At 34.4% G+C, this 19,447-nt stretch carries 16 protein-coding genes and 2 other annotated features; all 16 genes read left to right on the forward strand.

All coding sequences use genetic code 11. From position 1 onward, the window contains the following. The first annotated feature begins 1 nt into the window (after position 1). The 16 genes from F9B91_RS02795 (at position 2) to F9B91_RS02870 (ending at position 19,447) form a co-directional block, all read left to right on the forward strand. Entirely contained in the window at positions 2 to 1,228 is a 1,227-nt protein-coding gene (locus F9B91_RS02795; RefSeq protein ID WP_191962398.1) for a DegT/DnrJ/EryC1/StrS family aminotransferase, read from the forward strand. A 920-nt stretch (positions 1,229 to 2,148) separates the two neighbouring features. Further along, on the forward strand, positions 2,149 to 4,257 hold the full coding sequence (locus tag F9B91_RS02800) for a glycosyl hydrolase family 28-related protein (RefSeq protein WP_150922461.1): 2,109 nt from the start codon (positions 2,149 to 2,151) through the stop codon (positions 4,255 to 4,257). Next, entirely contained in the window at positions 4,241 to 4,987 is a 747-nt protein-coding gene (locus tag F9B91_RS02805) for a protein phosphatase 2C domain-containing protein (protein ID WP_150922462.1), read from the forward strand. The genes F9B91_RS02800 and F9B91_RS02805 overlap by 17 nt, the downstream gene beginning before the upstream one ends. A 57-nt stretch (positions 4,988 to 5,044) precedes the next feature. Next, complete coding sequence (locus F9B91_RS02810; protein ID WP_000945328.1) at positions 5,045 to 5,686, forward strand: phosphate signaling complex PhoU family protein; 642 nt, start codon at positions 5,045 to 5,047, stop codon at positions 5,684 to 5,686. A 12-nt stretch (positions 5,687 to 5,698) separates the two neighbouring features. Continuing rightward, positions 5,699 to 7,174 carry a UDP-glucose--hexose-1-phosphate uridylyltransferase gene (galT, locus tag F9B91_RS02815; protein WP_150922463.1) on the forward strand — a complete coding sequence of 492 codons (1,476 nt, stop codon included), beginning with the start codon at positions 5,699 to 5,701 and terminating at the stop codon, positions 7,172 to 7,174. A 12-nt stretch (positions 7,175 to 7,186) separates the two neighbouring features. Continuing rightward, positions 7,187 to 8,197 (forward strand): UDP-glucose 4-epimerase GalE, encoded by a 1,011-nt coding sequence (galE, locus tag F9B91_RS02820; RefSeq protein ID WP_057487890.1) that lies wholly within the window; start codon positions 7,187 to 7,189, stop codon positions 8,195 to 8,197. 183 nt (positions 8,198 to 8,380) lie between these two features. Further along, positions 8,381 to 9,040, forward strand: a complete 660-nt coding sequence (locus F9B91_RS02825) for a DUF1868 domain-containing protein (RefSeq protein WP_000793811.1) — start codon at positions 8,381 to 8,383, stop codon at positions 9,038 to 9,040. A gap of 24 nt (positions 9,041 to 9,064) precedes the next feature. Further along, positions 9,065 to 10,132 (forward strand): extracellular solute-binding protein, encoded by a 1,068-nt coding sequence (locus tag F9B91_RS02830; protein ID WP_061743802.1) that lies wholly within the window; start codon positions 9,065 to 9,067, stop codon positions 10,130 to 10,132. Positions 10,133 to 10,234: 102 nt separating this feature from the next. Then, entirely contained in the window at positions 10,235 to 11,245 is a 1,011-nt protein-coding gene (locus F9B91_RS02835; RefSeq protein WP_000589137.1) for an ABC transporter ATP-binding protein, read from the forward strand. An 11-nt stretch (positions 11,246 to 11,256) separates the two neighbouring features. Next, positions 11,257 to 12,948 (forward strand): ABC transporter permease, encoded by a 1,692-nt coding sequence (locus F9B91_RS02840; protein WP_023943877.1) that lies wholly within the window; start codon positions 11,257 to 11,259, stop codon positions 12,946 to 12,948. Positions 12,949 to 12,950: 2 nt separating this feature from the next. Beyond that, positions 12,951 to 13,661 (forward strand): MgtC/SapB family protein, encoded by a 711-nt coding sequence (locus tag F9B91_RS02845; RefSeq protein ID WP_001149046.1) that lies wholly within the window; start codon positions 12,951 to 12,953, stop codon positions 13,659 to 13,661. Between the two features lie 95 nt (positions 13,662 to 13,756). Beyond that, positions 13,757 to 14,125, forward strand: coding sequence for a hypothetical protein (locus F9B91_RS02850; RefSeq protein WP_023943875.1), 369 nt, complete (start codon positions 13,757 to 13,759; stop codon positions 14,123 to 14,125). A gap of 107 nt (positions 14,126 to 14,232) precedes the next feature. Beyond that, positions 14,233 to 15,234: a LacI family DNA-binding transcriptional regulator gene (locus F9B91_RS02855; RefSeq protein WP_049488253.1), complete on the forward strand. Its 1,002-nt coding sequence runs from the start codon at positions 14,233 to 14,235 to the stop codon at positions 15,232 to 15,234. A gap of 214 nt (positions 15,235 to 15,448) precedes the next feature. Continuing rightward, positions 15,449 to 15,678: a binding site (T-box leader), on the forward strand. A gap of 66 nt (positions 15,679 to 15,744) precedes the next feature. Then, a complete protein-coding gene (gene trpB, locus F9B91_RS02860) occupies positions 15,745 to 16,923 on the forward strand; it encodes a tryptophan synthase subunit beta (protein ID WP_150922464.1) in 1,179 nt (392 codons plus the stop codon). Then, positions 16,914 to 17,145 (forward strand) — a binding site (T-box leader). Its footprint overlaps the gene before it by 10 nt. A gap of 377 nt (positions 17,146 to 17,522) precedes the next feature. Continuing rightward, on the forward strand, positions 17,523 to 18,884 hold the full coding sequence (gene trpE / locus F9B91_RS02865) for an anthranilate synthase component I (protein ID WP_150922465.1): 1,362 nt from the start codon (positions 17,523 to 17,525) through the stop codon (positions 18,882 to 18,884). After that, a complete protein-coding gene (locus tag F9B91_RS02870) occupies positions 18,881 to 19,447 on the forward strand; it encodes an aminodeoxychorismate/anthranilate synthase component II (protein WP_042900462.1) in 567 nt (188 codons plus the stop codon). The genes trpE and F9B91_RS02870 overlap by 4 nt, the downstream gene beginning before the upstream one ends.

Consider the following 19,447-nt stretch of genomic DNA (forward strand, 5'->3'; position numbering starts at 1 on the left):
AATGCCAAATTACAATATTCCATTTTCACCACCCGATATTACGGAAGCAGAAATTGCTGAAGTAGCGGATACCCTGCGTTCTGGTTGGATCACAACAGGTCCTAAGACAAAAGAACTAGAGCGTCGCTTGTCTCAATATACACAGACACCTAAGACCGTCTGCCTCAACTCTGCGACTGCCGCTCTTGAGTTGATTTTGCGCGTCTTGGAAGTGGGACCTGGTGATGAAGTCATCGTTCCAGCCATGACCTATACAGCTTCATGTAGTGTCATCACTCACGTGGGAGCAACTCCTGTCATGGTGGATATCCAAGCAGATACGTTTGAGATGGACTATGACCTGCTTGAGCAAGCTATCACTGAAAAGACCAAGGTGATCATCCCAGTAGAGCTTGCAGGGATTGTTTGCGACTACGACCGTTTGTTCCAAGTTGTGGAGAAGAAACGTGATCTCTTTACCGCTTCAAGCAAGTGGCAAAAAGCCTTTAACCGTATCGTGATTGTTTCTGATAGTGCCCATGCTTTGGGATCTACTTATAAAGGGCAACCAGCTGGTTCTATCGCTGACTTTACTTCCTTCTCATTCCACGCCGTTAAGAACTTTACAACTGCAGAAGGTGGAAGTGCCACTTGGAAAGCCAATCCAGCGATTGACGACGAAGAGATGTACAAGGAATTCCAAATTCTTTCCCTTCACGGGCAAACTAAGGATGCTCTTGCCAAGATGCAACTGGGTTCATGGGAATACGATATCGTCACACCAGCCTACAAGTGTAATATGACCGATATTATGGCTTCCCTTGGTTTGGTACAATTGGACCGCTACCCAAGTTTGCTAGAACGTCGTAAGGAGATCGTGAACCGCTATGATCGTGGTTTTGCAGGTTCTCGTATCCATCCATTGGCACACAAGACTGAAACTGTCGAATCTTCACGCCACCTCTACATCACCCATGTAGAAGGAGCGAGTTTAGAAGAACGCAATCTTATTATCCAAGAATTAGCTAAAGCAGGAATTGCAAGCAATGTCCACTACAAACCGCTTCCGCTTTTGACAGCCTATAAGAATCTTGGTTTTGATATGGCGAACTATCCTAAGGCTTATGCCTTCTTTGAAAATGAAATTACGCTCCCTCTTCACACTAAATTAAGCGATGAAGAAGTGGACTATATCATTGAGACTTTCAAAACAGTTTCTGAAAAAGTACTAGCTTCATCAAAAAAATGACAAACTACAGTCAAGTAATAGTGATTCTGTTTCTAAAAAGTCTAATTGAGTGTAAAACTGTTGTTTTAAATTGAAAGTCCTATAGTAAAATGAAATAAAAACAGGACAAATCAATCAGGATAGTCAAATTAATTTCTAGCAATATTTTAGAAGCAAAGGTGTACTCTTATAGTTTCAATATACTGTATGGTTTGAAATGAGATGTGAGCAATTTGGTGTAGCATTTAGAATTTTTATTAGGCATCATTTAGAAAATGTAGTGTCTTGTTCTAGTTTTCAATTCACCCTATTTTTTGAAAGACGCGAGTTTCCACGATGAGGTTGTGGAAACTCGCGTCTTTCTTTTTTGTTTTCAGAATATTGTTCAAAGTTTTGAGACTATTTTTCATGTTCTAGTCATTCTTTTGAAATAATCTATAAAACACGTGTCTACAATGATTTATATGTCCTATTCCAGTATTTTAGAAGAACTGCGTCTATTTTTATAGAGCTTGAATCTAGCTTTTATAGAAAATCTATTTAAGAAATATATTGTATTGTTTTGATTTCAATCCGCTATATGAACGATATTCATGTAAATATACCTGGTGAATGCTTGCATGACAAGATATTTGTTCTTGTATTTATAAATTAGTATTTTACGAGATATCAACATGCTTTAAATACAGTGAATAGGATATTTTTATGTTCAAGCTAAGAAAGATAGTAATCATTTTTGAATGGAAGGTTAAAGAATTATTAGAAGTATGGTTAGATATATAAATGGTCACGCTTTCACAATTTTGATATTTTATTGTGTTATTCCTTGACAATTTTGATTTAAAAATATATTATAAAGAAAATGACAGCGGTGTCATTTTCTGGTATGGAATTTATATGAATATTAAATTAGGACATAATATTTTTAATTGGAGGCTAATATGAAATCTTTTCAACAAAATGAGGTTTTCTCTATTCGTAAGTCTAAGGTGGGAGTTTGCTCAGTTCTCTTAGCGGTTTTATTTATTGGAACACAAAGTGTTTTAGCTAATGAAGTAGTTGGTGAAACTTCTTCGTCTAAAGATAATATGCAAATGAACTCTTTGTTGAGTAGCACATCTACATCATTATCTGCGGAACCCCATTCTGATACTCTCAGTCTTGATAACAATTCAAGTTTAAGTACTGATAATAATGGAGGAGTGAGTATTAATCAAAATAAACCTGATATAACAAATGATACTATGATTGGTAACATCTCTGGGATGGAAGTGAATACTATTTTAAGTACTAATCTGAACGAACACGTAGCTTTAAATGTAAAAGATTATGGAGCAATAGGTGACGGGGTTAATGATGATCGTCAAGCAATTCAAGATACAATAGATGCTGCAGCTAAAGGACTAGGTGGAGGAAATGTATATTTTCCTGAAGGAACTTATTTAGTAAAAGAAATTGTTTTTTTAAAAAGTCATACACACTTAGAATTGAATGAGAAAGCTACAATTCTAAATGGTATAAATATTAAGAATCACCCTTCCATTGTTTTTATGACAGGTTTATTTACGGATGATGGTGCGCAAGTAGAATGGGGCCCAACAGAAGATATTAGTTATTCTGGTGGTACTATTGATATGAACGGTGCTTTGAATGAAGAAGGAACTAAAGCAAAAAATCTACCACTTATAAATTCTTCAGGTGCATTTGCTATTGGGAATTCAAATAACGTAACTATAAAAAATGTAACATTCAAGGATAGTTATCAAGGGCATGCTATTCAAATTGCAGGTTCGAAAAATGTATTAGTCGATAATTCTCGTTTTCTTGGTCAAGCTTTACCTAAAACTATGAAAGATGGGCAAATTATAAGTAAGGAGAGTATTCAGATTGAACCATTGACTAGAAAAGGTTTTCCTTATGCTTTGAATGATGATGGGAAAAAATCTGAAAATGTTACTATTCAAAATTCATATTTTGGTAAAAGTGATAAATCTGGAGAATTAGTAACAGCAATTGGTACACACTATCAAACATTGTCGACACAGAACCCCTCTAATATTAAAATTTTAAATAATCATTTTGATAACATGATGTATTCTGGTGTACGTTTTACTGGATTTACTGATATTTTAATTAAAGGAAATAGATTTGATAAGAAAGTAAAAGGAGAAAGTGTACATTATAGAGAAAATGGTGCAGCCTTAATAAATGCTTTTAGTTATAAAAATGTAAAAGATGAACTTGATTTAAATAAGAAAGTCGTTATTACTGAAAATACATTTTATATTTCTGATCCTAAAACAAAGGCTATTAGAGTAGCAAAAGATAGTGCAGAATATTTAGGAAAAGTATCAGATATTACTGTAACAAAAAATGTAATTAATAATAATTCTAAGGAAACAGAACAACCAAATATTGAATTATTACGAGTTAGTGATAATTTAGTAGTCTCAGAGAATAGTATATTCGGTGGTAAAGAAGGAATTGTTATTGAGGATTCAAAGGGTAAAATAACCGTTTTAAATAACCAATTTTATAATTTATCCGGTAAGTATATATCATTCATCAAATCTAATGCAAATAGGAAAGAACCAGTTATACGTGATAGCGATGGTAATTTCAATATTGTAACGGAGAATGGGCTTTACAAAATTGTAACAAATAACTTAAGTGATAAAAACGAAAAAGAAAAAAACAAAGAGGAAAAATTTAAAACAAGTTCATATGTGCATGAAAAACAATCTAATTCAAATAATGTAATTGATAGTAACCAGAAGAAAGGAGAGTTTAACTCAAGTAAAGATAATAGACAAATTAATGACAAGATCGACAATAAACAAGATAATAAGATAGAAGAAGTGAACCATAAAATAGTTGGAGATGGCAGAGAAACTGAAAATCATATTAATAAATCTAAAGAAATAGTAGAGGTAAAACAAAAATTACCAAAGACTGGTTCGAACAAGATTATGGAACTATTCTTAACAGTGACAGGAATTGGTTTACTTTTGACACTAAAAGGGTTGAAGTATTATGGTAAAGATAAATAAAATTTGTTCGATACAAGGAAGTTCCGTAGAAAATGAGGATGCTGTAGGTTCACAAAATCAGTATTTTTGGATTATTGATGGAGCTACAGATTTATATAATTCTAAAGAGGAGATAGGTTATTCAGTCTCAGAAGTTGTACATATTTTATCAGAAAGTTTGTCGGTTAATTGTAAAGAATCAAAAACTCTTAAACAAATATTTGAAACTGCTTTACTCGAGGTTAAAGATGAAATCGGTTTAAACTCATATGAATTAACAGAGTATTATCGCTTACCAACATTTGCTTTTATATTTGCTAAACTTTCAGAAAAAAAGTTGGAGTATATGATGCTAGGTGACTGCGTCATGTTAGTAAACGAAATAGAAATAACTGATCATAGAGTAGATAACTTATTTGAAAAAGGGAAAAATGAGATAAAAGACTCAATTGGTACAAATAGTGTTTTAAATAAAAAAATTATTTTACAAAAAATCAGAAAATTATCTAATCAACCGAGTGGGTACTGGATAGGTTCGTTGGATGAGAGATTTTTAGACCATGCTATTATTAATCAAATAGATGTTACTAGTGAACAAATTGTTTTAATGAGCGATGGCTTTTATGAATTCTATCAAAATAATCAAAATAAAACTTTTGAAGAGTTAATTAAGATGAGATTTAATTCTTCTGCTATTGATCCAATCTATGGAAAGAAAGATGATGCAAGTATTGTAGTTATTGATGTTTGATATATTGTTTAAAATATTAATTGTTACTATTGAACTTTGTTAAGAAGAGGTACCTAAATGTTAAGGTTATATTTAGAAAATGAAATTATAGAATTATCAAATAATTTAGAGACCATTTGGGTATCTGTGCTTGATAAATATGAGAAGTTATTTGAATATTTATCAAATGAAGAACGAATAGAATTGATTAAAGAAGATTTAATCATAAATGAGTCAGTTCTAAATGTTGATAAAAAAGGATATGAGTTAATTTGTTTACAACATCCCGTTTCATATGACTTAAGAAGAATTATTAGTGTAATAAAAATATCAACTGACATTGAACGTATTGGGGATAGAATTGTTGAAATTTTAAAAAATCTACAGATTATTCAAAACAATGAAATTTTGAAGAAAATTATTTCAGAAATAAAAATACTTCATGAAGTTATCGGACTGCATATGAATAGGGCTATATCTTGTTATAGAGAGGAACAATCTGGATGTTTAGATATGGTTGTTATACAAAAACAGAATGAGATAGAAGAGCTTAGTACAAATATTGAAAATAAAATAATGAATTACATATTTGAAGATGATGGGAATGTTTCTGAAGTAATTGGTGCTTTAGATATTATTCATCACCTTGATAAAATTGCTCATACTACGCAATCAATTTATAAATGGATAATGTATAGAAAATATGGGAACATAAATTAGAAAGAAAAATATATGAAAACAATTATTGATAATTTTGTTGATAGAGTAATTGAATACGGAATGTATAATGAAATTGACAAAATATATGTGAAAAATAGAGTACTAGCGTTAATAGGTGAGGAGGGAACTGATCGCATTTCCGATGAAAATGACCTGAAACAAATAAAAGATTACTTAGTGGAAATCGCCTTAAAAAACGGTAAAATTAAAGATTTAATCGAGGAAAAGGAATGTTTAGGAGCAGAGTTAATGAATTTCATAGTTCCTTTACCTAGTCGATTAAATGATATTTTTTGGAGTTCATATGATATATCACCTCAAGAAGCAGTTGAAGAGTTTTATAAGTTAAGTAAAGATAGTGATTATATTAAAACTTCTGCTATTGCTAAGAATATTGAGTTTCGAGCATCAACTAAATACGGAGAGCTAGAGATTACGATAAATTTGTCAAAACCCGAAAAAGATCCAAAAACAATTGCTGCTGAAAAATTAGTAAAAGCAACTAATTATCCTAAATGTTTACTATGTATGGAAAATGAAGGATATCAAGGTCGAATAAATTATCCAGCACGTTCGAATCATAGAATTATTCGGTTGAAACTTGGTGACGAAGTATGGGGATTCCAGTATTCTCCCTACTCATATTTTAATGAGCATGCGATATTTTTGAATAGTCAACATGTACCAATGGCTATTACCTCTAAAACATTTGAACAATTATTGGAGATTGTTGATATTTTGCCAGGATATTTTGCTGGTTCAAATTCTGATCTTCCTATCTCAGGAGGCTCCATTCTTAGTCATAACCACTACCAGGGAGGGAAATATATTTTCCCAATGGAAAAAGCAAAATTTGAGAGTGAATTTCGTTTTAAAGACTTTGAGGATGTTAATGCTGGTATTGTAAAATGGCCAATGTCAGTAATTAGGTTACAAAGTGAAAATAAAAATCGCTTGTTAGATTTAGCTACTAAAATTCTAAATAAGTGGAGAGAATATTCAGATTTAGAAGTAGACATCATTGCAATGACTGCAGATGTCCCACACCATACGGTGACTCCTATTGCTCGTAAAGTGGACGGAAGATATGAATTAGATATTGTTCTAAGAGATAATCATACTACTGAACAATACCCAGATGGTGTTTTCCATCCTCATCAAGATGTACAACATATTAAAAAGGAAAATATTGGGTTAATCGAAGTGATGGGACTTGCGATTTTACCACCTCGTTTGAAAACAGAGTTAGAAGAAGTTGAGAAATATCTTTTAGGAAAAGATAACGCAATTGCTGATTATCATTTAGAATGGGCCGTTCAATTGAAAGAAAATTATCCTGGACTTAAAGAGGAAGAGGTTCATAGCGTAGTTCAACATGAAGTAGGGCAAGTATTTGCGAGAGTTCTCGAAGATGCAGGTGTTTATAAGAATACTCAAACCGGACAAGAAGCATTTATGAGATTTGTTAAATCGGTTGGAATTAATTAGGAGGAAGTAAAAATGGCAATATTGGTAACAGGCGGAGCTGGTTATATTGGTAGCCATACCGTAGTAGAATTACTAAATTTAGGTAAGGAAGTCGTTATTGTCGACAACCTTTCAAACTCAAGCATTTTAGTATTAGATCGTATTGAAGCAATTACAGGGCAACGTCCTGCGTTTTACGAATTAGATGTTTGTGATAAACAAGGATTGAGAAAAGTTTTTGAACAAGAATCTATTGAGGCTGCAATTCATTTTGCAGGATACAAAGCTGTCGGCGAATCCGTGCAAAAGCCTGTAATGTATTACGAAAATAATATTATGAGTACATTAGCTCTTGTTGAAGTGATGTCAGAGTTTAATGTTAAAAAGATTGTATTTTCATCGAGTGCGACTGTATACGGCGTTCACAATCAGTCTCCCCTTATTGAGACGATGCCGACAAGTGCAACGAATCCGTATGGGTACACAAAAGTGATGCTTGAACAAATTTTAAAAGATGTTCATGTAGCAGATTCAGAGTGGAGTATTGCGTTGCTTCGTTATTTCAATCCGATTGGTGCTCATGAGTCGGGGTTGATTGGAGAAGATCCATCAGGCATTCCTAACAACTTAATGCCTTTTATTGCACAAGTAGCGGTAGGTAAGCGACCAGAGCTAAGTGTTTTTGGAGATGATTATGATACGGTAGATGGTACTGGTGTTCGCGATTATATCCATGTAGTGGATTTAGCGATAGGGCATATAAAAGCTTTAGAAAAAGTATCTGAAAAAACAGATGTTTATATTTATAACCTTGGTTCAGGAGAAGGCACAAGTGTATTACAACTTGTAAATACATTTGAAAGTGTTAATAAGGTTCCAATTCCGTATAAAATTGTACCAAGACGATCAGGAGACGTTGCGACTTGTTATGCAAATGCAGACAAAGCATATAAGGAATTAAATTGGAGGACAACAAAATCGATTGAAGACATGTGTAGAGATACATGGAATTGGCAATCAAAAAATCCCAATGGCTATAATTGATGATACTGTCTATATGAGTGCTGTATTTTGGAAAAATTACTTAACCTTTTAATGAAATGCATATTTAATGAAAGATAAATTTTTTTAAAAAAATGTTTGAAAGCGCTTGACAAAGGAAACGGTTTCATTGTATAATGTAAACAAGATGACACCGATGTCAAATATAAAAAAGAAGGTCTTTATATGAAAAACTTAACAAAAATTAAGTTCAAAGAGAATGGGGAATTTAATCATTTCCCTGGGAATACAGTTGTAGCAAATCTTTATACTAAACAAGATTTGATGGAAGTTGTTGATATTATTCAATCACGTTATAGAGAATTACCATTTATCGATAAGTTTACTTTAACTCCAAGGAATTCTATTCACATGACTGTAATTGAATTGTTGTGCCATGAAAATCGTGAAACGGAGTTTTGGAGCAGTAATCTTCCTCTAGATACACCTTTACAGGAAATACATGATTACTTTGCTAAACAACTTGAAATTTTTCCATTGTTGGATGAAGAAATTCATATGCGTGTAACTGAAATGGGAAAACAAAACATACTAGTTGAACCTGCAGATGAAGCTTCTGCAAAGAGATTAGAAGAAATTCGTACTTATGTCTCAGAAAAAGCAGGTGTTCGTTTCCCTAATCATGATAGATATCAATTCCATATTTCAATTGGGTATCTTCGGATTCCTCTAACCGAAGAGGAGGAAGAAGAGTTTACTAAAGTCAGAGCAGAATTAACTGAAATTTTATTAGAGAAGATTCCAACTATTACTGTAAACCGTATTGACTATACTGTATTTGAAGATATGAGACAATTTGTTCCATATCACGAAAAATTTAAATAAAATAATTAAAAAGGAGAACTTATCATGAAAAAAATGAAAGTTTGGTCTACTGTACTTGCAACGGGAGTTGCTCTTACTACACTTGCTGCTTGCTCTGGAGGTTCAAATTCTACGACTGCTTCTTCATCTGAAGAAAAAGCTGATAAAAGTCAAGAACTAGTAATCTATTCGAACTCAGTCTCAAATGGTCGTGGTGATTGGTTAACTGCTAAAGCAAAAGAAGCTGGTTTTAATATCAAAATGGTTGATATCCCTGGCGCTCAATTAGCAGACCGTGTTATTGCTGAGAAGAATAATGCAGTTGCAGATATGGTATTTGGAATTGGTGCTGTTGATTCAAATAAAATTAGAGATCAAAAATTACTAGTACAGTACAAGCCTAAATGGTTAGATAAAATTGATCAATCTTTATCCGATAAAGATAATTATTATAATCCTGTGATTGTTCAACCATTAGTTTTAATTGGGGCGCCTGATGTAAAAGAAATGCCTAAAGATTGGACTGAATTAGGTAGTAAGTATAAAGGTAAATATTCAATTTCTGGGCTCTCAGGTGGTACAGGACGGGCAATTCTAGCAAGTATCTTAGTTCGATACCTTGATGATAAAGGTGAATTAGGTGTTTCCGAAAAAGGTTGGGAAGTAGCAAAAGAATATTTGAAAAATGCATACACTCTTCAAAAGGGAGAAAGTTCAATTGTTAAGATGTTAGACAAAGAAGATCCAATACAATATGGAATGATGTGGGGTTCTGGTGCATTAGTTGGACAAAAAGAACAAAATGTTGTTTTCAAAGTTATGACTCCTGAGATTGGTGTACCATTTGTAACTGAACAAACTATGGTTTTAAGCACTAGTAAAAAACAAGCGTTAGCTAAAGAATTTATTGATTGGTTTGGTCAATCAGAAATTCAAGTAGAATATAGTAAGAACTTTGGATCTATTCCTGCAAATAAAGATGCCCTCAAAGATCTACCAGAAGATACTAAGAAATTTGTTGATCAAGTGAAACCACAAAATATTGACTGGGAAGCTGTTGGAAAGCATTTGGATGAATGGGTAGAAAAAGCTGAATTAGAATACGTACAATAAGAAATAAGAGTTAATTTTTATGTCCAAGTCTCTCTATTATTTCTAAATTTATGGAAGAAATAAAGAGAGGCTTTTGGTTTAGTAATAGAGGGAGTTAGTGAGATGATTAAATTTGATAATATTCAAATTAAATATGGTGATTTTGTTGCAATTGATAATCTGAATTTAGATATACATGAAGGGGAATTTTTTACATTTCTTGGGCCTTCAGGATGTGGTAAATCAACTACTTTGAGAGCATTGGTAGGTTTTCTAGATCCATCATCAGGAAGTATTGAAGTTAATGGAACAGATGTCACTCATTTGGAACCTGAAAAGCGTGGAATTGGTATTGTATTTCAATCTTATGCGCTATTTCCAACTATGACTGTTTTTGATAATATTGCATTTGGTTTAAAAGTTAAGAAGGTAGCTCCAGATGTTATTAAAGCTAAAGTATCAGCAGTAGCAGCAAAAATTAAGATCTCTGATCAACAGTTACAGCGTAATGTATCAGAATTATCTGGGGGTCAACAACAAAGGGTAGCATTGGCTCGTGCTCTGGTTCTTGAACCTAAAATTCTTTGTCTAGATGAACCATTGTCAAACCTTGACGCAAAATTACGTGTAGATTTGAGAAAAGAGTTGAAAAGACTTCAAAAAGAGTTAGGTATTACTACTTTATATGTTACTCATGATCAAGAGGAAGCCTTAACTTTATCTGATAGAATTGCAGTCTTTAACAATGGATACATCGAACAGGTCGGTACACCTGTAGAGATTTATCATAATTCTCAAACTGAATTTGTATGTGATTTTATTGGCGATATTAATGTTTTGACCGATGAAACAGTCCACGAAGTATTACTTAAAAATGCAAGCGTTTTCTTAGAAGATAAAAAAGGATACATTCGATTAGAGAAAGTTCGATTCAATCGTGAAACTGAACAAGATTTCATTCTAAAAGGAACAATTATTGATGTTGAGTTTTCTGGAGTTACAATTCACTATACAATAAAAGTTTCTGAAAGTCAGATTCTTAATGTAACAAGTATTGATAGTCAGGCTGCTATTAGATCTGTCGGAGAAAGTGTGGACTTATTTATCACACCATCAGACGTTCTGCAATTTTAAGGAGGTGCAGTATGCGTCATAAATTAAATTTAAAAGATTGGCTTATTCGTTTAGGGTTAATCTGGTTCCTAGTAACATTTATTATTTATCCAAACTTTGATCTAGTAGTGAATGTATTTGTAAAAGGAGGAGAATTTTCCCTTGAAGCTGTACATCGTGTTCTAAAATCTGAGAGGGCACTTCAGAGTATTATGAACAGTTTTAAGTTAGCATTTTCACTCATTATTACAGTTAATGTCGTAGGTATTCTTTGTGTTCTATTTACAGAGTACTTTGATATTAAAGGTGCTAAAATTTTAAAATTAGGCTATATGACCTCTTTAATTTATGGAGGAGTGGTTTTAGCGACTGGATATAAATTTGTCTATGGTCCTTATGGATTGATAACAAAATTTTTACAAAATGTTATCCCTTCTTTAGACCCTAACTGGTTTATTGGGTATGGTGCAGTCTTATTCATTATGACATTTTCAGGAACTGCTAATCATACATTGTTTTTAACAAATACAATTCGAAGCGTTGACTATCACACTATTGAGGCTGCACGAAATATGGGAGCAAAACCATTTACTGTTTTCCGAAAAGTAGTGTTACCAACCTTAATTCCAACTCTATTTGCACTTACTATTATGGTTTTTCTTAGTGGTTTGTCTGCAGTAGCAGCACCCATGATTGTTGGTGGTAAAGGATTTCAAACTATAAATCCAATGATTATTACATTTGCAGGGATGGGGAATTCTCGTGATTTAGCTGCCTTACTTGCAATTATTTTAGGTATTGCAACTACAATTTTGCTTACTATCATGAATAAGATAGAAAAAGGTGGAAATTATATTTCTATCTCTAAGACTAAAGCGCCTCTTAAAAAACAAAAAATTGCATCTAAGCCTTGGAATATCATTGCTCACATTGTAGCATATGGATTGTTCACAGTTTTCATGCTTCCACTAATTTTTATAGTATTATACTCATTTACAGATCCAGTTGCAATTCAAACAGGTAACTTAACATTATCAAACTTTACTTTAGAAAATTATCGCTTATTCTTTAGTAATAGTGCGGCATTCTCTCCATTCTTGGTCAGCTTTATTTATTCTATTATCGCTGCGACAACAGCAACAATTCTCGCAGTTATATTTGCTCGAGTTGTCAGAAAACATAAAGCTCGCTTTGATTTCTTATTTGAATATGGTGCTCTACTTCCTTGGTTACTACCAAGTACACTTTTAGCAGTAAGTTTATTATTTACTTTTAATCAGCCACAATTTCTTGTCTTGAATCAGATTTTGGTAGGTAGTTTGGTAATTCTACTTATTGCATATATAGTTGTAAAAATCCCATTTTCTTATAGAATGGTACGTGCTATTTTATTTAGTGTTGATGATGAGATGGAAGATGCAGCAAGAAGTATGGGTGCTTCACCTTTTTATACTATGATGAAGGTTATCATTCCATTTATTTTACCGGTTGTTCTCTCTGTTATTGCTTTAAACTTTAACTCTTTATTAACTGACTTCGACTTATCTGTATTTCTTTACCATCCATTAGCTCAACCGCTGGGTATAACTATTCGTTCAGCAGGTGATGAAACAGCAACTTCAAATGCTCAAGCACTTGTGTTCGTTTATACTATTGTATTAATGATAATTTCTGGTTCTGTATTATACTTTACTCAGAGACCAGCTAGTAGAAAAAGGAAATAATAATGCAGGCAACAAGCTTAGGACTATCATATATCGAAATTGTATTAAGAATTGTACTTTCATTAGTTATTGGTGGTGTAATTGGTTTAGAGAGAGGAAGTAAATCTCAACCAGCAGGTATTCGTACACATAGTATTGTTTGTCTGGCTGCATGTTTAATTATGATGACTAATGAGTATGTATCTTATAAATTTGGTACAGGAGATCCTACACGCTTAGGTGCGCAAGTTATATCAGGTGTTGGTTTTCTTGGGGCTGGAACAATACTTATTACAGATAAAAAGAAAATAACTGGTTTAACAACTGCAGCCGGAATATGGGCTTCAGCTGGAATCGGTCTAGCTATAGGTGTTGGTTTTTATGAAGGAGCCGTACTAGGAGCAGTGTCTGTTTGGAGTGTTATAACTATGTTCCAACCTTTAAAAAAATATCTTCAAAGTCGTTCAAAGATAATAGAATTGTATATCGTTGTTAGATCTACAGAGGCATATAATCGGGTACTAGTATACTGTGCTGAGAATGGCATTAGAATGACTGATTCTAGAACTGCATTTGGAGATGTTAATTCAGAAAGAATTGAATATTTTGATGTTCCAGAAAAAAAAATAGCATCATTTATTACTCTAGAACTATCAGGAAGATTTGAACATCTTCGTTTGATGGAAGAAATTGCTAATATTGTAGGTGTTATTTATGTCGAAGAAATTAGCTGAAATTTAGTAAACAAAGGGACAGATGTTTTTGTCCTTTTGTTTTTTAGATGTTTTAATCATCTAATTTTTGAGTAGATTTTTGCTCAGAGGTTTTTATGAAAGATTTTAAAATCTATTTTGATTTAGGTAAAATAGAATATTTTGATAATAATTGTTTGATACAAGTATACAAATTTATTTCTTTTTATGATATTTGTGAAATGGTGTTTCCCTTTCATTTACCTCCTGATGAGTTGATAACAAATGTTATTTTTAAAGAAAAAATTAAGTCTATGTTAGAATGTTACATTGACAGGCTATTATATATTTTTATAAATCCAACAATTTTTACTGAAAAAGTTAATCTACAATTTTATGGTAGTTTTTTCTCATATGAATTTATTTGTCGTGAAGTTGGAAACATTCTTAAAAATAAAGGTGTGAATTGCAATTTAAACTTTTTTGAAGGGGAAGAATATTTGTAAAATTAATTTTGTGAATTTGTGGATCTTAAATAATTTATAAAATTCTCTTGTTAAAAAAAATTAAATATTGTATAGTAATATTAGAATGTTCGTAATGGAGGACTGAAATGAAAAATATAAATGGGAAAAAGGTAACTATTTATGATATTGCACGTTTATCAGGTTTTTCTCCAAAAACAGTTTCACGAGTTATTAATGGTGGAGTAAATGTTAAAGAAGAAACTTATCAAGCGATTCAAAAAGTTATAGAGGAATTGTCGTATATTCCAAATGCGTATGCAAAAAATTTAACTAAAAAAGAAGCTATAAATATATTGATTTCTGTAAAAAAAATCGACTCTTTTCCTTTAATTTGGTTTCAAACTTTATTAGATAAAGTTTTACAAACTTGTAAAGAGTATGGTGTTAACGCTATTGTTGAATATTTTAGTGAAGAAGATACAATTAGTAATTCAATAATCTCGAGTACAGGAAGCTTGATAGATGGTGTAATAGTATTTTATGAAAGTAAAGAAGATATTCGGATTAATTACTTGCAAAAGAATAAAATGCCATTCATAGTTTTTGGAGAATCTAGAACACCTAATGTTGTGTATGTTTCTAACAACAATTTTCAGGCCACTTATGACATGATGAAATTAGTATCAAAAGAAAACATTAATAGTATGTGGTTACTTATGGGAGGAGAATCCCTTGTTAATATTGATCGAGAGAGAGGGGTTCGTGCTTTTTTAAATGATAATAACTATGAAATGGATTTGAAAGTAGTATATGGTCTAACTACAATAGATTCGGTTTATTCATATGCTACAAGACATCTATCTAATCAAAATTATCCTGATTTGATTTTTGTATCCGGTGATGAAAAAGTACAGGGATTGATTCGTTCTTGCTATGAGAAGGAAATTACCATTCCTGATGATATTTCAATAATCGGATTTGACAATATTCCAATTTCTCAATATTATACTCCAGCTTTATCTACAATTTCTCCTAATTATGTTAAATTAGCTCAAGAAATGATTGAAGGGGTGTTAGCAATTATAAAGGGGGAAAGTGTCACATCTGTTGAAGTTTCTACTAAACTTGTTAGGAGACAGAGTTTCTAGTATTGTTTAATTCTTGAAAATCCTAATGGAAAAGATGGAGTGTTCTAAAGTAAGTTCTGTTTAGCATCTATTCAGTTTCTATTGAGTTGGATCCAATTTCCAACAAGTGGGACATTTTCACGTTCGATTTACTAAAGACATTATCACATTCGAATCACACATCTTTCAAAAAAATCGTAAAAAAGTCTTGACAAAGAAAAAACAAAGTATTAAAATAAGTTCAACAAATCAGAAAAGTAACTATTTTTGATCTTCAGGGAGCCTGTGGTGATTGTGAACAGGTGGTTGAAAGTAGTGAAAGTGGGCTGATTTTAAAAATGAATTTGAAACAATGAAAATTCGGTGCGCACACCTTACAGTGCAACTTGTTGTTAGACAAGGCAGAGATGTAAAGGGATAGTCCCTTTATAATTGAGGTGGCACCGCGTTACCAACGCCCTCACACGGAATTTAATTCTGTGTGTGGGCTTTTTTCATATCTTGAAATCAATACAGAAAGAGGAAATTTTTATGACAACTAAAGGTTATTTTGGACAATTTGGTGGAAGTTTTGTACCGGAGCCGATTCAGGCTTTGTTGGATGAGTTGGAAGTGACATTTGACAAGTACAAGGATGATCCAGAGTTTTTGGCAGAATTTCGTCATTACTTAAAGGACTATTCCGGTCGCGAAACACCACTCTATTTTGCGGAAAGTTTGACAGACCACCTAGGTGGCGCTAAGATTTATCTCAAGCGCGAAGACCTTAACCACCTTGGTTCTCACAAGCTCAACAACGTTTTAGGGCAAATCCTTCTTGCCAAACGTATGGGCAAAAAACGAGTGATTGCGGAAACAGGAGCTGGTCAGCACGGTGTTGCGACAGCAGCGGCTGCAGCCAAGTTTGGGATGGCCTGTGATGTCTACATGGGAGCAGAGGATGTGGAACGTCAACGTCTCAATGTTTTCCGTATGGAGATGATGGGAGCAACTGTTCATGCAGTTGAAACGGGAACACGAACTCTTAAGGATGCGGTTGATGCAGCCTTTGGAGCATGGATGAATGACCTTGAAGCCTTCTATGTTCTGGGATCTGCTGTAGGTCCTCACCCTTATCCTACAATTGTTCATGAATTCCAAAAGGTCATCAGTGAAGAATCTCGCCGTCAAATCTTAGAAAAAGAAGGCCGTTTACCAGACTACGTTATTGCCTGTGTAGGTGGTGGTTCCAATGCCATTGGTGCTTTTTCACTGTATGTGGCTGATGAAGAAGTCAAATTGGTTGGGGTTGAAGCTGCTGGTCACGGACTTGACACAGACAAGCACGCAGCTACTATGACAAAAGGTAGTATCGGAATTGTCGACGGTATGAAGACTTATGCAGTCTTTAAGGAAGACGGAGAGCTGGCTCCTGTGTACTCTATCTCAGCTGGTTTGGACTATCCAGGTGTTGGACCAGAACACGCCTACTTTAAAGATTCTGGCCGCGTAGAATATGTGGCAGCGACAGATGAAGAAGCGGTTCAAGCCTTGCTCCTTCTTAGTAAGACAGAAGGAATTATCCCAGCGATTGAAAGTTCGCATGCCATCGCAGAAGCAGTTAAACGTGCACCGAAACTAAGTAAAGATGACATTATCATCATCAATGTCTCTGGTCGTGGAGACAAGGACGTAGCTGCTATTGCAGACTACCTAGAAGCTAAAAAATAAAAGATGGAAAAATTACAGTCTTTTCTCTCATAGAGAGCTTGTGGTTGCTGGAAACAAGCAGAGAATGCTGTAAGGTTGGGTCCATCTGAAACGAGAGAAGAAAACATAATTCTCAAGGGAGTGCCCTTTATCGCACAGCCTGTTACAGGAAGGTTCTGAGACAGGAATGAGAGATAGGAGAAATCCTATAATTGAGGTGGCACCGCGAATTTCGTCCTCACGCAAGTTATTTTGCGTGGGGATTTTTATATATTTATCGTAGATATGGCTATCAGTTTTAAATTATGCTTTATCACTAGATAAATTTCTATAAAATATTTGCGAACGAAGTGAGCATTAAACCGCTATTTCCCGCCATAGTGGTATTCTAGAGAAGCAAAGATGCTTCTCTAGAACGGAATTTTTGAGAGTAAAATAGTTCGGGGAACTATTTTAGCCTGAGCCTAGAAATGAATGAGCGAGGAGCTCAAAAATTAGGTCTTTCATTTCATGAATTTCTAAAATCATCCACTGGATAATTTTACCTCCCGTCCGCACTATTTAAGGGAAATAGAAAAAAGACAAAAAATTAAAAATAAGAAACTGAAAGGGAAATTACAATGGAACGAATCATTCATGGAGATGTCTTATCACCAATCTTGGCTTATATGCGCCTAAAGGGGCAACACAAGGTTATTTTAGAAAGTATTCCGAGAGACAAGGAAACAGCTCGTTTTTCTATCCTAGCCTATAATCCTGTTTTTGAGATTAAGTTTGAAAATGGGGTCCTTTATCAAAATGGGCAAGTGATTGATCGTGATCCCTTGGATTGTCTTTATGAAGTGACTCATAAGAGCCAACACCATTCAGACCTCCCTTTTGGTGGGGGAGCCATTGGATTTGTTGGCTACGATATGATTTCGCTTTATGAAGAAATTGGTCAAATCCCTCAAGATACAATTGGGACTCCAGACATGCATTTCTTTGTCTATGAGAGTTACATGGTCTTTGACCACAAGAAGGAAAAAATTCATGTCATCGAGGATGCTCTCTATAGTGAGCGTAGTCAAGAAGACTTGGAAAAAGCCTTAAACCAAGTGCTTGAGGAATTACGCATTCCTGCTACAAATGAATTTGAAGACTTGGATCTATCTCCGTTAGACTTCAAACCGCATATCGCTCCTCAGAAGTTTGAGGAAATGGTGGAAACCGCTCGTGACTTGATTCGTAACGGGGATATGTTCCAATGTGTACTCAGTCAACGCTTCTCAGCAGAAGTTACCGGAAATCCATTTGACTTCTACAGAAATCTCCGCGTGACTAATCCATCAAATTACCTCTATTTCTATGATTTTGGAGATTATCAAATCATCGGAGCTAGTCCTGAAAGTTTGGTTTCTGTCAAAAATGGTATCGTGACAACCAATCCGATTGCGGGAACGAGACCAAGAGGGGCTATGGATGAAGAGGACAAGGCTTTGGCGACAGACCTGCTTTCTGATGAGAAGGAAACAGCAGAACATCGGATGTTGGTAGACTTAGGACGCAATGATATCGGTCGCATCTCTGAAACGGCCAGTGTCCAAGTCACTAAGTATATGGAAGTGGAGCTCTTCCGCTATGTCATGCATTTGACCAGCGTGGTGAAAGGGCGTTTGCTTCCAGAACTCACTGCTATGGATGCTTTAAAATCAACACTTCCAGCTGGAACAGTTTCAGGAGCACCAAAGATTCGGGCCATGAGACGCATCTATGAACTGGAAACGGAAAAACGCGGCGTATACGCAGGAGCAATCGGCTACTTGTCTGCAACGGGTGATATGGATTTCGCCATTGCCATCCGAACTATGATTCTCAAAAATCAAACAGCTTATGTGCAGGCTGGGGCAGGGATTGTCTATGACTCCATCGCTCAAAACGAATACCAAGAAACCATTAATAAGGCTAAATCTATGACTAGAATTGGAGAACTAAGACCATGATTTTATTGATTGACAACTATGATTCTTTTACCTATAACTTGGCTCAATACATCGGGAATTTTGCAGAAGTGCAGGTCTTGAGAAATGATGATCCCAAGCTGTATGAAGAAGCTGAAAAAGCAGATGGTCTGGTCTTTTCTCCTGGTCCTGGTTGGCCAGTTGATGCTGGTAAGATGGAAGACATGATTCGTGACTTTGCAGGCAAGAAGCCAATTCTAGGGATTTGTTTGGGCCACCAAGCCATTGCAGAAGTCTTTGGTGGTAAGCTAGGTTTGGCTCCAAAAGTCATGCATGGGAAACAGAGCAATATCAGCTTTGAAGCGCCATCTGTTTTGTATCAAGGAATCGAGGATGGCCGTGCGGTCATGCGTTACCACAGTATTTTAATTGAAGAAATGCCAGAAGAGTTTGAAGTGACAGCTCGTTCGACTGATGACCAAGCCATCATGGGGATTCAACATAAAAACCTACCGATTTATGGCTTCCAGTACCATCCAGAGAGCATTGGAACGCCAGATGGCTTGTCTTCTATTCGGAATTTTATCGAGAAGGTTGTAAAGTGA

The organism is Streptococcus mitis (assembly GCF_008763935.1).
GTDB classification, from domain to species: domain Bacteria; phylum Bacillota; class Bacilli; order Lactobacillales; family Streptococcaceae; genus Streptococcus; species Streptococcus mitis_DB.

What these genes read in the sequence shown, in the direction of transcription:
- F9B91_RS02795 (WP_191962398.1), top strand. Translation starts at nt 2, where the DNA reads ATGCCAAATTACAATATTCCATTTTCACCACCCGATATTACGGAAGCA.
- F9B91_RS02800 (WP_150922461.1), top strand. Translation starts at nt 2,149, where the DNA reads ATGAAATCTTTTCAACAAAATGAGGTTTTCTCTATTCGTAAGTCTAAG.
- F9B91_RS02805 (WP_150922462.1), top strand. Translation starts at nt 4,241, where the DNA reads ATGGTAAAGATAAATAAAATTTGTTCGATACAAGGAAGTTCCGTAGAA.
- F9B91_RS02810 (WP_000945328.1), top strand. Translation starts at nt 5,045, where the DNA reads ATGTTAAGGTTATATTTAGAAAATGAAATTATAGAATTATCAAATAAT.
- galT (WP_150922463.1), top strand. Translation starts at nt 5,699, where the DNA reads ATGAAAACAATTATTGATAATTTTGTTGATAGAGTAATTGAATACGGA.
- galE (WP_057487890.1), top strand. Translation starts at nt 7,187, where the DNA reads ATGGCAATATTGGTAACAGGCGGAGCTGGTTATATTGGTAGCCATACC.
- F9B91_RS02825 (WP_000793811.1), top strand. Translation starts at nt 8,381, where the DNA reads ATGAAAAACTTAACAAAAATTAAGTTCAAAGAGAATGGGGAATTTAAT.
- F9B91_RS02830 (WP_061743802.1), top strand. Translation starts at nt 9,065, where the DNA reads ATGAAAAAAATGAAAGTTTGGTCTACTGTACTTGCAACGGGAGTTGCT.
- F9B91_RS02835 (WP_000589137.1), top strand. Translation starts at nt 10,235, where the DNA reads ATGATTAAATTTGATAATATTCAAATTAAATATGGTGATTTTGTTGCA.
- F9B91_RS02840 (WP_023943877.1), top strand. Translation starts at nt 11,257, where the DNA reads ATGCGTCATAAATTAAATTTAAAAGATTGGCTTATTCGTTTAGGGTTA.
- F9B91_RS02845 (WP_001149046.1), top strand. Translation starts at nt 12,951, where the DNA reads ATGCAGGCAACAAGCTTAGGACTATCATATATCGAAATTGTATTAAGA.
- F9B91_RS02850 (WP_023943875.1), top strand. Translation starts at nt 13,757, where the DNA reads ATGAAAGATTTTAAAATCTATTTTGATTTAGGTAAAATAGAATATTTT.
- F9B91_RS02855 (WP_049488253.1), top strand. Translation starts at nt 14,233, where the DNA reads ATGAAAAATATAAATGGGAAAAAGGTAACTATTTATGATATTGCACGT.
- trpB (WP_150922464.1), top strand. Translation starts at nt 15,745, where the DNA reads ATGACAACTAAAGGTTATTTTGGACAATTTGGTGGAAGTTTTGTACCG.
- trpE (WP_150922465.1), top strand. Translation starts at nt 17,523, where the DNA reads ATGGAACGAATCATTCATGGAGATGTCTTATCACCAATCTTGGCTTAT.
- F9B91_RS02870 (WP_042900462.1), top strand. Translation starts at nt 18,881, where the DNA reads ATGATTTTATTGATTGACAACTATGATTCTTTTACCTATAACTTGGCT.